We start from the raw sequence: 12,253 nt of genomic DNA on the forward strand, positions 1-12,253 counted from the left end.
ACAGGGCGGCCGGATAGGCTCTGGCCGCGATGGACACCGAAGCACAGCACACGGAGCGCGATCTCTCCGCCGAACCGGATACGTCCGGTGAGGCGGCGGGGTCGCGCTCCGCGTGTTTCCCCGCCTGGCTGGAGGGGCCCTGGCGCAGGGCCGGGCTGCTCGTGCTGCTCTGCGCCGTGTTCCTGCTGCTGTTGAGCACGTATGTGATGCAGCCGTTCCTGATCCCCAGCGGCTCGATGGAACCCACACTCCAGGTGGGGGACCGGGTGCTGGTGAACAAGCTGGCCTACCGGTTCGGCGCCGTGCCCCGGCGCGGCGACGTGATCGTCTTCGACGGCACCGACTCCTTCGTACGGGAGAAGCCGCCGCAGAACCCTGTGGCCCGTGTGGTGCACGGTGCTGCTGCGGCGTTGGGGCTGGCGGCGCCCGCCGATACCGACTACATCAAGCGTGTGGTGGGAGTCGGCGGCGATCACGTCGTCTGCTGCGACAAGCGGGGGAGGCTCGAGGTGAACGGGCGGTCGGTGGACGAGGCTTATGTGTATCCGGGCAACCCGCCGTCGCAGGTGCCTTTCGACATCGTCGTGCCCGACGGCACGCTCTGGGTGATGGGTGATCACCGGTCCCGTTCCAGCGACTCCCGAGACCATCTCGGTGATCCGGGCGGCGGGATGGTCCCGGTCGACCATGTGATCGGGCGGGCCGGCTGGATCGGCTGGCCCCCCGGACGCTGGACCGCACTCTCGCAGACCACGGCCTTCACGCGGGTACCGCCTCCCGGCGGGGGCCATGGGTAACCGGGGACGAGTGCGGGGGAGTGCCGAGAGCAGTGGCCGGACGGACTTGGAGCCCCGGCCGCCCGGCGAACGGGCCCTGCCCACACGGGCCGAGCGACGCAGACTCGCGCGCAAGGTCAAGCGGCGACGGCGCAGTTCCACGGTGAAGGAGGTACCGGCCCTCCTCGTCTTCGCGGTCCTGATAGCGCTCGTACTCAAGACCTTCCTGGTGCAGGCCTTCGTCATCCCGTCGGGCTCGATGGAGGAGACGATCCGGATCGGCGACCGGGTGCTGGTGGACAAACTGACACCGTGGTTCGGTTCGGAACCGCACCGCGGCGATGTGGTCGTCTTCAAGGATCCCGGTCACTGGCTGCCGCCGGGGGAGGCGAGGACGACGGATTCCCCGTTCGTGGTCAAGGAGCTCAAGCAGGGCCTCACCTTCATCGGACTGCTGCCTTCCGACGATGAACAGGACCTGATCAAGCGGGTCATCGGAGTCGGCGGGGACACCGTGAAGTGCTGCGACAAGAACGGCCAGGTCACCGTCAACGGCGTACCCCTCGACGAGCCCTATGTGCATCCGGGGAATCCGCCCTCAGAGCTGACGTTCGACGTGAAGGTGCCGGCCGGACGGCTCTTCGTGATGGGGGACCACCGGTCCAACTCGGCGGATTCGCGCTTCCATCTCGACGGGCCGTACCAGGGAACGGTCCCGGTGAGCGGGGTGGTGGGACGGGCAGTGGTCATCGCATGGCCGTTCGGGCACTGGAGCCGGCTCAAGGAGCCGCCCACCTTCTCATCGGTGACGGACGCCTCGGGCTTGCCGTCCGGCGCGGGCGGGACGTCGAATAGTGTGACCTCCCAGGATCGGCACCCAATGGGAGAACTCCCGACTCCTGCGGAACTCCCGCTCGTTATGGGAGTGGTGGGCCTGCGTCTCATCGGACGCGGGCGACGGCACGGAGTGAGGAGTGGATGTGGGGGACGTGGCGGTCGGCGCACGATCCGGACACGAGGAGCCGGAGGACCGGCCCGGATCGCCCGTTGGTGGCGCCGGGACCGAAGCCTTTGACATGGGGCCCTCCGGCCCGGTCGACGGCTCCGGCGAGCACGGCGGAGCCGACGGAGCGGCCGAGGAGAACGAGGCAAGCGGACCGAAGAAGCAACGGTCCTTCTGGAAGGAGCTTCCGCTCCTCATCGGCATCGCACTGATTCTTGCTCTGCTGATCAAGACATTTCTGGTCCAGGCGTTCTCGATCCCCTCCGACTCGATGCAGGACACGCTGGAGCGTGGCGACCGGGTACTGGTCGACAAGTTGACTCCATGGTTCGGATCGGAGCCGGAGCGTGGCGAGGTCGTGGTGTTCCACGACCCGGGCGGCTGGCTCGAAGGCGAGCCCGCGGCGCATCCGAACGTGGCCCAGAAGTTCCTCAGCTTCATCGGCCTGATGCCGTCGGCCGAGGAGAAGGACCTGATCAAGCGGGTGATCGCGGTCGGCGGTGACACGGTTTCGTGCAAGGCGGGGGGCCCTGTCGTCGTCAACGGCAAGGCGCTCTCCGAGAAGTCGTACATCTTCCCCGGCAACACTCCCTGCAACGACCAGCCGTTCGGCCCGATCCATGTGCCCAAGGGCCGGATCTGGGTGATGGGCGACCACCGTCAGGACTCGCTGGACTCGCGCTACCACCAGCAACTGCCGGGCGGCGGCACGGTCTCCAACAAGGAGGTCGTCGGACGGGCCTTCGTCGTGGCCTGGCCGGTCAACCACTGGACGTGGCTGGGGATCCCCAGCACCTTCGACCAGAAGGGCATCAACGCCGCTGCGGCGATGGGACCCGGGGCGTTGGGTCTCGCAGGTGCCCTGCCGATCGTGATCCGCCGCAGGCGCAAGCTGACCCGTGAGGGTACTGCCGGGTAGGGTGCCCTCCCAGATGTCGATCTCCGATGCGGGGGAGCCCTGGGATGAGCGGAACGGTACGTACGAGTGACGGCGGCGGCCGGCTCGGCAGCGCGCTGTCGGGTCTGGCTGTGGCCGTCGGCTGTGTGCTCTTTCTCGGAGGGTTCGCCTGGGGAGCGGTGGAGTACAAGCCGTACACCGTGCCGACCGACTCGATGACCCCGACCGTCAAGGTGGGGGACCGGGTACTGGCACAGCGAATAGACGGCAGCGACGTGCACCGCGGAGACGTGGTGGTCTTCAAGGATCCCGACTGGGGCGACGTGCCCATGCTGAAGCGGGTGGTCGGGACCGGCGGGGACGAGATCGCCTGCTGCGACTCCCGGGGCCAGCTGACCATCAACGGCAAGGGGATCGCAGAACCGTATCTCCAAGCCAATCCGCTGACCAAGGGGCGGGCCTCGGCGGTCGACTTCACCGCGAAGGTGCCGGAGGGCCAGCTCTTCCTGCTCGGCGACGAGCGCACCAACTCGATGGACTCGCGCGTCCATCTCCAGGACGCGGACCACGGAGCCGTGCCGCGCTCGACGGTGACCGGCCGGGTGGACGCTATCGCGTGGCCGTTGAGCGGCGGGGTGCTGGAGCGCCCGAAAGGGTTCGCCGCGCTGCCGGGCGGGGTCTCGCAGCCGGGGCCGCTGAAACTGGTGCTGGGCGCGGTGCTCGCCGGGGCCGTGCTGATCCTGGGCGGGACCGCGTACGGGCCGGTGGCGCGACGGCTGGGACGGAAAAAGGTGACTGCTGGTGTCGGCTGAGCCGGCGGCGGAGTCGCCGGGAGCGTTGCGCAGGGTCGCGCGCGTGATTCTGCTCGACCCCGAGGACCGGATCCTGCTGATGCACGGGTTCGAGCCCGCGGATCCGGCGAGTACCTGGTGGTTCACACCGGGAGGCGGCGTCGAGGAGGGCGAGAGCCACGAAGAGGCCGCGCTGCGCGAGGTGCGGGAGGAGACCGGGATCGCCGGCATCGAGCTCGGGCCCGTGCTCTGGACGCGGGTGTGCTCGTTTCCGTTCGACGGGCGGCGCTGGAACCAGGACGAGCAGTACTTTCTCGGTCGAACCATGCAGACGGACACGGCCATGGACGGGCTGACGCCGCTGGAGCAGCGCAGTGTCGCGGGTCTGAGGTGGTGGACTTCCGCCGAACTGTCCACGACGCGTGAGACGGTGTACCCGACCAAGCTCGCCGGGCTGCTGCGCACGCTGCTCGACGAGGGTCCCCCGGTTGCGCCGGTGGTTCTGGCCCCGGAAATCGTGTAGGGGTGCGGAGGACCGGCGCACAATAGGGGGACGCACGGCTGAAGGGGAACATGCCAATGAGCGCCGAGGACCTCGAGAAGTACGAGACCGAGATGGAGCTGAAGCTCTACCGGGAGTACCGCGACGTCGTCGGTCTGTTCAAATATGTGATCGAGACCGAGCGGCGCTTCTACCTCACCAATGATTACGAGATGCAGGTGCACTCGGTGCAGGGGGAGGTCTTTTTCGAGGTGTCGATGGCGGATGCCTGGGTCTGGGACATGTACAGGCCGGCCAGGTTCGTCAAGCAGGTGCGGGTACTCACGTTCAAAGACGTGAACATCGAGGAGCTCAACAAGAGCGATCTCGAACTTCCGGGTGGCTGAGTTGTCCACAACCGGCGAGTAGTCCACCAAGATCCACTCACTGGAGGCCCGCGCGGCACAGTCGGTACCGGAGGTGGTGCCGATATGAACGCACGGGGGGCACTCGGGCGGTACGGCGAGGAGCTGGCGGCAAGGACGCTGGCCGGGGCCGGAATGACCGTCGTCGAGCGGAACTGGCGGTGCAGGGCCGGCGAGATCGACATTGTGGCGCGCGACGGCGACGTACTGGTCGTCTGTGAGGTCAAGACCCGCAGGGAAGGCTCCTTCGAGCATCCGATGGCAGCCGTCACCCCGGCCAAGGCCGAGCGGCTGGTCCGTCTCGCCGAGCGCTGGCTCGCGGCCCATGGCGGGGCGCCACCCGGCGGGGCACGGATCGACCTGGTCGGCGTGGTGCTGCCGAAGCGCGGGGCGCCGCTGGTCGAGCATGCGCGAGGGGTGGCCTGACATGGGCTTCGCACGCGCGTGTTCGGTGGCGCTCGTCGGTGTCGAAGGTGTGGTGGTGGAGGTCCAGGCGGATCTGGAGCCGGGCGTTGCCGCTTTCGCACTGGTGGGACTGCCGGACAAGAGCCTGGTCGAGAGCAGGGACCGGGTCAGGGCCGCTGTGGTGAACTCCGGCGGCGAGTGGCCGCAGAAGAAGCTCACCGTCGGGCTGAGCCCGGCATCCGTACCGAAGAGCGGCAGCGGGTTCGATCTTGCTGTGGCCGTGGCCATCCTGGGCGCGGCCGAGCGGATCGACCCCCGCGAGATCGCCGACCTGGTGCTCATCGGGGAACTGGGTCTCGACGGCCGGGTCCGGCCGGTGCGCGGGATCCTGCCCGCCGTGCTGGCGGCGGCGGAGGCCGGATACCGCCAGGTCGTCGTGCCGGAACAGACTGCGGGGGAGGCATCGTTGGTGCCGGGGATCTCGGTCCTCGGAGTGCGGAGCCTGCGGCAGCTCATCGCCGTTCTGACCGGCGAACCGGTCCCCGAGGAGGCTGCTCCCGCGGAGGGGCGGCCCGACTCGATACTGGCCGGGCTGATGATGCCGGGCGCCGGCGCGGGTACCGGACTGGCTTCGGGCACAGGGCACGGCAGCGGTCCCGAACTGGCGGATGTGGCCGGGCAGGCGGCAGCACGCAAGGCGCTGGAGGTCGCGGCCACCGGAGGGCACCACCTGCTGCTGCACGGACCGCCGGGCGCGGGGAAGACGATGCTGGCCGAGCGGTTGCCGGGCATCCTGCCGACGCTGACCCGGCGTGAATCCCTGGAGGTGACGGCGGTGCACTCGGTGGCGGGCATTCTGCCGCCGGGGGAGCCGTTGGTCAGGACGCCGCCGTACTGCGCCCCGCACCACTCGGCGACGATGCAGTCGCTCGTCGGCGGAGGCAACGGACTGCCCAGGCCGGGAGCGGTATCGCTGGCTCACCGAGGGGTCCTCTTCCTGGACGAGGCTCCTGAATTCTCGGTTCGCGCTCTCGATGCCCTCCGCCAGCCGCTGGAGTCGGGGCACGTGGTGGTCGCGCGCAGCGCCGCAGTGGTGCGGCTGCCCGCCCGATTCCTGATGGTGCTGGCGGCCAACCCCTGTCCCTGCGGCCGGCACACGCTGACCGGCGCCGGGTGCGAATGCCCGCCGTCCGCGGTCCGGCGTTACCAGGCCAGGCTCTCCGGCCCGCTCCTCGACCGGGTGGACCTCAGGGTCGAGGTCGAGCCGGTGCGCCGCTCCGATCTGATGGGGCAGGGGGACGCGGGTGAGTCGACGGCAGCCGTCGCCGACCGGGTGCGGGAAGGCCGGGAACGGGCGACCGCGCGGCTGATCGGTACGCCGTGGACCACCAACAGCGAGGTACCGGGCCACGAGTTGCGGACGCGCTGGACGGTCGCACCCGGGGCGCTCGCCGTGGCGGAACGGGACATGGAGCGGGGGCTGCTCACGGCCCGCGGCCTCGACCGGGTGTTACGGGTCGCCTGGACGGTGGCCGATCTGGCGGGCCGCGACCGGCCGGGCGCTCCGGATGTCGGGCTGGCCCTCCAACTGCGAACCGGGGTGGACCGGGGGGCGCTGGCGGCTTCGGGAGGCCGGGCCGGATGAACGGGGACGTGGGCGACGGCGAGCGGCTGGCGCGCGCCGCGCTGACCCGGGTGATCGAACCCGGAGACGAACAGGGCGGGCGGTTGCTGCGGCAGTTCGGAGCCGTGGAGTTGTGGCGGCGGCTCCGCACCACGGCGGGTGACGTGCGGGAGCTCTCCGGGGGTGAGAGAGCCCAGCGTTCGGAAGAGGGCGAAGGGGTGCCGCTCCCGCGGGTGAGCGCCCGGCGACTGAGCGGGTATCGGCTTCGGGCCGCCGCGGCGGAACCGGAGCGGGACCTGACGGCCGCAGCGGCCGGTGGCGGGCGGTTCATCTGTCCCGGCGACCAGGAATGGCCGGGCCAGCTCGACGACCTGGGCGATGCCCGGCCGATCGGGCTGTGGGTGCGGGGCCGTCCCCATCTGCGGATATGGGCGCTGCGCTCGGTCGCGGTGGTCGGGGCCCGCGCGTGCACGGCGTACGGCGCGCACATGGCCGCAGCCATGGGGTCGGGGCTCGCCGAGCTGGGCTGGGTGGTGGTGTCCGGAGCCGCGTTCGGGGTGGACGGCGCCGCGCACCGTGGTGCGCTCGCCGCGGGCGGGGCCACGATCGCGGTGCTGGCCTGTGGCGTGGACACGGTCTATCCGCGTGGCCACGCCCAGATGATCGGCCGCATCGCCGAACAGGGGCTGATCATCAGCGAGTTGCCCCCGGGAGACCACCCCTCGCCGAGCCGCTTCATTCTCAGGAACCGGGTGATCGCCGCACTCACCAGGGGAACAGTGGTCGTCGAGGCCGAGTACCGGAGCGGCTCACTGGCCACCGCGCGCAGCGCGCAGCGACTGGGCCGCTTCACCATGGGTGTCCCCGGCCCGGTCACCAGCGGACTCTCCGCGGGGGTGCACGAACTGCTGCGCGGCGAGGGCGTACTGGTCACCGACGCCGCCGAAGTCGCTGAGCTGGTGGGGGACATGGGGGACCTCGCGCCGGACCGACGTGGTCCGGTGCTGGCCAGGGATCTGCTCGAACCGGACGCGGTCCGGGTGTTGGAGGCGCTGCCGGGCCGGGAGGCTGCCGACGGGCGGGACGTTGCCCGCGAAGCGGGAATGACGGCCGATGAAGCGCTCGCGAAGCTGTACGAACTGCACTCGTTGGGGTTTGTTGAACGGCGAAGTGATGGCTGGCAGTTGGTCTCGGGGACGACACAGAGTGCCGACGCGCGGCGAGGCGGTGCTTGACCTGGGGCAATCGGGTGAAAAGGTGATGTCGCAGGCCCGGGAGGGCCTCCCGGCAGCGCCCCCGGAATGCGGTCGCCGGGATGCCGTCGCACGGGCGCGATGACCTGCTCATCGCACCCTGCGACCCCACAGTCACGCTACGCTCACAAGGAATCCAGCACAGAGACACGTCCCACGCAGGTCCCAGCAGAACGGCTCAAGGCAACGAATGCCCCAGCACACGTCCGGGTCTGACCGCGCGGCAGCGCCACCGGCTGCACGTGGCCACATGCGGCCCTCCGCGCCATCGACGCTCGATGAGCTGTGGCGGTCGTACAAGTCCACGGGCGACAGGCGGCTGCGAGAGCAGCTGATCCTGCACTACTCGCCCCTGGTGAAGTACGTCGCGGGCCGGGTCAGTGTCGGGCTGCCGCCCAACGTCGAGCAGGCCGACTTCGTCTCCTCCGGTGTGTTCGGGCTCATCGACGCGATCGAGAAGTTCGACATCGAGCGGGCGATCAAGTTCGAGACCTATGCGATCACCCGCATCCGTGGCGCGATGATCGACGAACTCCGGGCCCTGGACTGGATTCCGCGCTCGGTCCGGCAGAAGGCGCGGGCCGTCGAGCGGGCCTACGCGACTCTGGAGGCGCAGCTGCGCCGTACCCCGTCGGAGATCGAGGTCGCCGCGGAGATGGGGATCGCCGTCGAGGAACTGCACGCCGTCTTCAGTCAGTTGTCGCTGGCGAACGTGGTGGCCCTCGATGAACTGCTGCACGTCGGTGGCGAGGGCGGTGACCGGCTGAGCCTCATGGACACCCTGGAGGACACCGCCGCGGACAATCCGGTCGAGCTGGCCGAGGGGCGTGAGCTGCGCAGACTCCTGGCGCGGGCGATCAATACGCTCCCCGACCGGGAGAAGACCGTGGTCACCCTCTACTACTACGAAGGCCTCACGCTGGCCGAGATCGGCAACGTCCTCGGGGTCACGGAGAGCCGGGTCAGCCAGATCCACACCAAGTCGGTACTGCAGCTTCGGGCCAAACTGGCCGACGTCGGACGTTGACCCGGAGCTGAATCGTCCCTGCCGGGAGTATTTCCGTAAAGTAGGGCCGTGCCCAGGATTCGAGCGGCCTCCGTGGCCGAACACCGAACCATGCAGCGCAGCGCCCTGCTGGACGCGGCCCGCACCCTGCTCTCCGAAGGCGGTACGGAGGCGCTGACCTTCCCCGCTCTCGCCGAGCGCACCGGCCTCGCGCGCTCCTCCGTGTACGAGTACTTCCGCTCACGCGCCGCCGTCGTGGAAGAGCTCTGTGCTGTCGACTTCCCCGTCTGGGCGGCGGAGATCGAGGCTGCCATGGAGCAGGCTCCGACGCCGGAGGACAAGGTCGAGGCGTATGTGCGTCAGCAGTTGGCGCTCGTCGGCGATCAGCGGCACCGGGCCGTGGTGGCCATCTCCGCCAGTGAACTGGACGCGGGTGCCCGCGAGAAGATCCGTGCCGCCCACGGCGGGCTGATCGCGATGATCGTCGAAGCGCTCCAGGCGCTCGACCACGATCAGCCGCGGCTGGCGGCGATGCTGCTCCAAGGGGTCGTCGACGCGGCGGTGCGCCGGATCGAGACGGGAGCGGTGGAAGATCCCGGTGCGGTCGCCGACGCTGCCGTCGCGATGGCGCTGAGAGGGGTCCGCGGCTGAAGCCCGTGGGCGGGCCAGCGGTTCGCCGGGCCGGGCCGGTCCTCCTGGTTCCCCCGTCCGGGCGGCGTGAGCGGCGCCGGTGCGCCCAGGCCGCGACCGTTGCCAGGAGCAGCGCCCGGACCGCGTCCGGCGTCCCCGCCGCTGTCCGCACGGGGATCCCGAACACCGGGAGCAGCCGTGACGGACCCGGGTGCAGCATCCCGGGCGGGAGCATCGTCAGCGGGTTCAGATAGGTCTCCCCGCGCAGCAGCCCCCAGTGCAGGCACCCGGACGGGCAGTGGAACGGCCCGTCCTCCAGGGCCCCGACCACCTGGCCCGCGGAAACCTCGTCGCCCTGTTCGGCGAGCGCCCGTACCGGTTCGAACGTCGTACGCAGCTGTGTGCCGGCCACGGTGATCGTCAGTACCCCGCGTCCGGCCACTCTGCCCGCGAATGTGATCCGGCCCGGGGCTGCGGCGCGTACCGGTGTGCCCGGCGCCGCGGCCAGATCCACCCCACGGTGACCCGGGCCGTACGGAGAGGCCGGCGGGTCCCAGCCGTGCACGACCCGCGGGCGGCCACCGACCGGCCAGCTGCGGTCCCCACCGGGCAGCGTGTGGGCCACCGGTCGATCAGCTTCTCCGGGTGCGGCCAGCGAAGGAGCCGCCGCGAAGAGCGATCCCGCCAGGAGTGCCACCGCGAGCAGGCCCACCACAGGGAGGGCCACCGCCAGGAGGGTCCCCGTACGCGGGGACGGAGTCGTCGTCTGCCCGGCCGTCCGGGCATTGCGGGTCAGGTACATGGACGGAACCGTCCCGCAGCGAGTCCATTCGTGGGGATCATGGCCGGTATCTGTGGACTACCAGCCGGTTGTGGACAACGCCGTCACCCGGCGCCCACCGGGTCCCGTACACTTCTGATGGCGATCCGGGTCACCGGGTCGACTTCGCACGCCCCCCATCACCCCTTCTGCGGTCGATGGACGCGCCTCTCGGTCCCAGTGGCACGGCGCGTAGGGGCGTCAGGCGCGGCAGCAATCCTGCGGTCGCGACAACCGAGCACCTCAAGGAGTACGGCCATGGCCGTCGTCACGATGCGGGAGCTGCTGGAAAGCGGCGTCCACTTCGGTCACCAGACCCGTCGTTGGAACCCGAAGATGAAGCGCTTCATCTTCACGGAGCGCAACGGCATCTACATCATCGACCTGCTCCAGTCGCTGTCGTACATCGACCGCGCCTACGAGTTCGTCAAGGAGACCGTTGCCCACGGCGGCTCCATCATGTTCGTGGGTACGAAGAAGCAGGCCCAGGAAGCCATCGCCGAGCAGGCGACGCGCGTGGGTATGCCGTACGTCAACCAGCGTTGGCTCGGCGGCATGCTGACCAACTTCTCCACCGTCTACAAGCGCCTTCAGCGTCTGAAGGAGCTTGAGCAGATCGACTTCGAGGACGTGGCCGCCTCCGGCCTCACCAAGAAGGAGCTCCTGGTCCTCTCGCGTGAGAAGGCCAAGCTGGAGAAGACCCTCGGTGGTATCCGCGAAATGCAGAAGGTGCCCAGCGCCGTCTGGATCGTCGACACCAAGAAGGAGCACATCGCCGTCGGTGAGGCGCGCAAGCTCCACATCCCGGTCGTCGCGATCCTCGACACCAACTGCGACCCCGACGAGGTCGACTACAAGATCCCGGGCAACGACGACGCGATCCGTTCCGTCACCCTGCTCACCCGCGTGATCGCCGACGCCGTCGCCGAGGGCCTCATCGCCCGCTCCGGCGCTGCGACCGGCGACCAGAAGCCGGGCGAGAAGGCCGCGTCCGAGCCGCTCGCCGAGTGGGAGCGTGACCTGCTCGACGGTGAGAAGAAGGACGGCGCCGAGGCCGTCCAGACCTCCGCCGAGACCGAGAAGGTCGCGGACGCCGCGGAGACCCCGGCCGAGGCCGTCGCCGAGGCGCCCGCCGCCGAGGCGCCCGCCGCCGAGGCCGCTCCGGCCGCGGACGCCGAGCAGGCCTGACCTTCACCGGTTCGGTAGTTGACGGCGGAGGCCTCAGGGCCTCCGCCGTTCACCCGTAAGATCTTTCAGACTTCGAGAGAGAATTTCAGGATCATGGCGAACTACACCGCCGCTGACGTCAAGAAGCTCCGTGAGCTCACCGGCGCCGGCATGATGGACTGCAAGAAGGCGCTCGACGAGGCCGACGGCAGTGTCGACAAGGCCGTCGAGGCGCTCCGCATCAAGGGTCAGAAGGGCGTCGCCAAGCGCGAGGGCCGCTCCGCCGAGAACGGCGCCGTCGTCACCCTCATCGCCGACGACAACACCTCCGGTGTCCTCGTCGAGTTGAAGTGCGAGACGGACTTCGTCGCCAAGGGTGACAAGTTCCAGGCCGTCGCCAACGCGATCGCCGCGCACGTCGCCGCGACCTCGCCCGCCGACATCGCGACGCTGCTCGCGTCCGAGATCGAGGCCGGCAAGACCGTCCAGGCGTTCGTGGACGAGGCCAACGCCAACCTCGGCGAGAAGATCGTCCTGGACCGCTTCGCGCAGTTCTCGGGCGCCTACGTGACCTCGTACATGCACCGCACCATGCCCGACCTGCCCCCGCAGATCGGTGTCCTGGTCGAGCTGGACAAGGCCGACGCCGAGCTCGCCCGCGGTATTGCCCAGCACATCGCCGCCTTCGCGCCGAAGTACCTGGACCGGGAAGACGTTCCGGCCGAGGTCGTCGCGGCCGAGCGCCGCGTCGCCGAGGAGACCACGCGCGCCGAGGGCAAGCCCGAGGCCGCCCTCCCGAAGATCGTCGAGGGTCGGGTCAACGGCTTCTTCAAGGAGGCCACCCTCCTTGGCCAGCCGTACGCCCTGGACAACAAGAAGTCCGTCCAGAAGGTTCTGGACGAGGCCGGTGTCTCCCTGAAGCGCTTCTCGCGCATCAAGGTCGGCATCTGAGTCTGTACGCGATCCACCGAAGA

Annotated in this window: 13 protein-coding genes and 1 pseudogene; 13 read left to right on the plus strand and 1 reads right to left on the minus strand. The window is 69.7% G+C overall.

Translation table 11 applies throughout. The annotated features are described in order from the left end of the window. Positions 1-29: 29 nt before the first annotated feature. The 11 genes from lepB (OG709_RS26695) (at position 30) to OG709_RS26745 (ending at position 9,313) form a co-directional block, all read left to right on the plus strand. Positions 30-797 carry a signal peptidase I gene (gene lepB, locus OG709_RS26695; protein ID WP_329167841.1) on the plus strand — a complete coding sequence of 256 codons (768 nt, stop codon included), beginning with the start codon at positions 30-32 and terminating at the stop codon, positions 795-797. Next, complete coding sequence (lepB, locus tag OG709_RS26700; RefSeq protein ID WP_329167843.1) at positions 790-1,851, plus strand: signal peptidase I; 1,062 nt, start codon at positions 790-792, stop codon at positions 1,849-1,851. The genes lepB (OG709_RS26695) and lepB (OG709_RS26700) overlap by 8 nt, the downstream gene beginning before the upstream one ends. After that, entirely contained in the window at positions 1,766-2,698 is a 933-nt protein-coding gene (gene lepB / locus OG709_RS26705; protein ID WP_329169212.1) for a signal peptidase I, read from the plus strand. Before lepB (OG709_RS26700) ends, lepB (OG709_RS26705) begins: the two co-directional genes overlap by 86 nt. 44 nt (positions 2,699-2,742) lie before the next feature. Then, entirely contained in the window at positions 2,743-3,489 is a 747-nt protein-coding gene (gene lepB / locus OG709_RS26710) for a signal peptidase I (protein WP_329167845.1), read from the plus strand. Further along, the gene (locus tag OG709_RS26715) at positions 3,479-3,991 is read left to right on the plus strand and encodes an NUDIX hydrolase (RefSeq protein WP_326693912.1); all 513 of its coding nucleotides are present in this window, start codon (positions 3,479-3,481) and stop codon (positions 3,989-3,991) included. The genes lepB (OG709_RS26710) and OG709_RS26715 overlap by 11 nt, the downstream gene beginning before the upstream one ends. Positions 3,992-4,047: 56 nt before the next feature. Further along, positions 4,048-4,356 carry a DUF2469 domain-containing protein gene (locus OG709_RS26720; RefSeq protein WP_003965949.1) on the plus strand — a complete coding sequence of 103 codons (309 nt, stop codon included), beginning with the start codon at positions 4,048-4,050 and terminating at the stop codon, positions 4,354-4,356. An 84-nt stretch (positions 4,357-4,440) separates the two neighbouring features. Continuing rightward, complete coding sequence (locus OG709_RS26725; protein ID WP_250297527.1) at positions 4,441-4,800, plus strand: YraN family protein; 360 nt, start codon at positions 4,441-4,443, stop codon at positions 4,798-4,800. Between the two features lies 1 nt (position 4,801). Next, complete coding sequence (locus tag OG709_RS26730) at positions 4,802-6,424, plus strand: YifB family Mg chelatase-like AAA ATPase (RefSeq protein ID WP_326693911.1); 1,623 nt, start codon at positions 4,802-4,804, stop codon at positions 6,422-6,424. Beyond that, the gene (gene dprA / locus OG709_RS26735; RefSeq protein WP_329167849.1) at positions 6,421-7,638 is read left to right on the plus strand and encodes a DNA-processing protein DprA; all 1,218 of its coding nucleotides are present in this window, start codon (positions 6,421-6,423) and stop codon (positions 7,636-7,638) included. The genes OG709_RS26730 and dprA overlap by 4 nt, the downstream gene beginning before the upstream one ends. A 208-nt stretch (positions 7,639-7,846) precedes the next feature. Then, entirely contained in the window at positions 7,847-8,683 is an 837-nt protein-coding gene (whiG, locus tag OG709_RS26740; protein ID WP_250297521.1) for an RNA polymerase sigma factor WhiG, read from the plus strand. Positions 8,684-8,755: 72 nt separating this feature from the next. Continuing rightward, complete coding sequence (locus tag OG709_RS26745) at positions 8,756-9,313, plus strand: TetR/AcrR family transcriptional regulator (protein ID WP_250297610.1); 558 nt, start codon at positions 8,756-8,758, stop codon at positions 9,311-9,313. A 280-nt stretch (positions 9,314-9,593) separates the two neighbouring features. On the opposite strand, the pseudogene OG709_RS26750 reads toward OG709_RS26745, so the two are convergent. Continuing rightward, positions 9,594-10,094 (minus strand): annotated as a pseudogene (locus tag OG709_RS26750) (peptidoglycan DD-metalloendopeptidase family protein); the annotation flags it as partial. A gap of 276 nt (positions 10,095-10,370) precedes the next feature. Here OG709_RS26750 and rpsB point away from each other — a divergent pair. Together rpsB and tsf are read left to right on the plus strand one after the other, a co-directional pair. After that, positions 10,371-11,300 (plus strand): 30S ribosomal protein S2, encoded by a 930-nt coding sequence (gene rpsB / locus OG709_RS26755; RefSeq protein WP_250297520.1) that lies wholly within the window; start codon positions 10,371-10,373, stop codon positions 11,298-11,300. A 93-nt stretch (positions 11,301-11,393) separates the two neighbouring features. Further along, positions 11,394-12,230, plus strand: a complete 837-nt coding sequence (gene tsf / locus OG709_RS26760) for a translation elongation factor Ts (protein ID WP_250297518.1) — start codon at positions 11,394-11,396, stop codon at positions 12,228-12,230. The last annotated feature ends 23 nt before the right edge of the window (positions 12,231-12,253 follow it).

This window comes from Streptomyces sp. NBC_01267 (assembly GCF_036241575.1).
Classification (GTDB): Bacteria; Actinomycetota; Actinomycetes; order Streptomycetales; family Streptomycetaceae; genus Streptomyces.

What these genes read in the sequence shown, in the direction of transcription:
- lepB (WP_329167841.1), top strand. Translation starts at nt 30, where the DNA reads ATGGACACCGAAGCACAGCACACGGAGCGCGATCTCTCCGCCGAACCG.
- OG709_RS26725 (WP_250297527.1), top strand. Translation starts at nt 4,441, where the DNA reads ATGAACGCACGGGGGGCACTCGGGCGGTACGGCGAGGAGCTGGCGGCA.
- lepB (WP_329167843.1), top strand. Translation starts at nt 790, where the DNA reads ATGGGTAACCGGGGACGAGTGCGGGGGAGTGCCGAGAGCAGTGGCCGG.
- dprA (WP_329167849.1), top strand. Translation starts at nt 6,421, where the DNA reads ATGAACGGGGACGTGGGCGACGGCGAGCGGCTGGCGCGCGCCGCGCTG.
- OG709_RS26730 (WP_326693911.1), top strand. Translation starts at nt 4,802, where the DNA reads ATGGGCTTCGCACGCGCGTGTTCGGTGGCGCTCGTCGGTGTCGAAGGT.
- tsf (WP_250297518.1), top strand. Translation starts at nt 11,394, where the DNA reads ATGGCGAACTACACCGCCGCTGACGTCAAGAAGCTCCGTGAGCTCACC.
- OG709_RS26720 (WP_003965949.1), top strand. Translation starts at nt 4,048, where the DNA reads ATGAGCGCCGAGGACCTCGAGAAGTACGAGACCGAGATGGAGCTGAAG.
- lepB (WP_329167845.1), top strand. Translation starts at nt 2,743, where the DNA reads ATGAGCGGAACGGTACGTACGAGTGACGGCGGCGGCCGGCTCGGCAGC.
- rpsB (WP_250297520.1), top strand. Translation starts at nt 10,371, where the DNA reads ATGGCCGTCGTCACGATGCGGGAGCTGCTGGAAAGCGGCGTCCACTTC.
- whiG (WP_250297521.1), top strand. Translation starts at nt 7,847, where the DNA reads ATGCCCCAGCACACGTCCGGGTCTGACCGCGCGGCAGCGCCACCGGCT.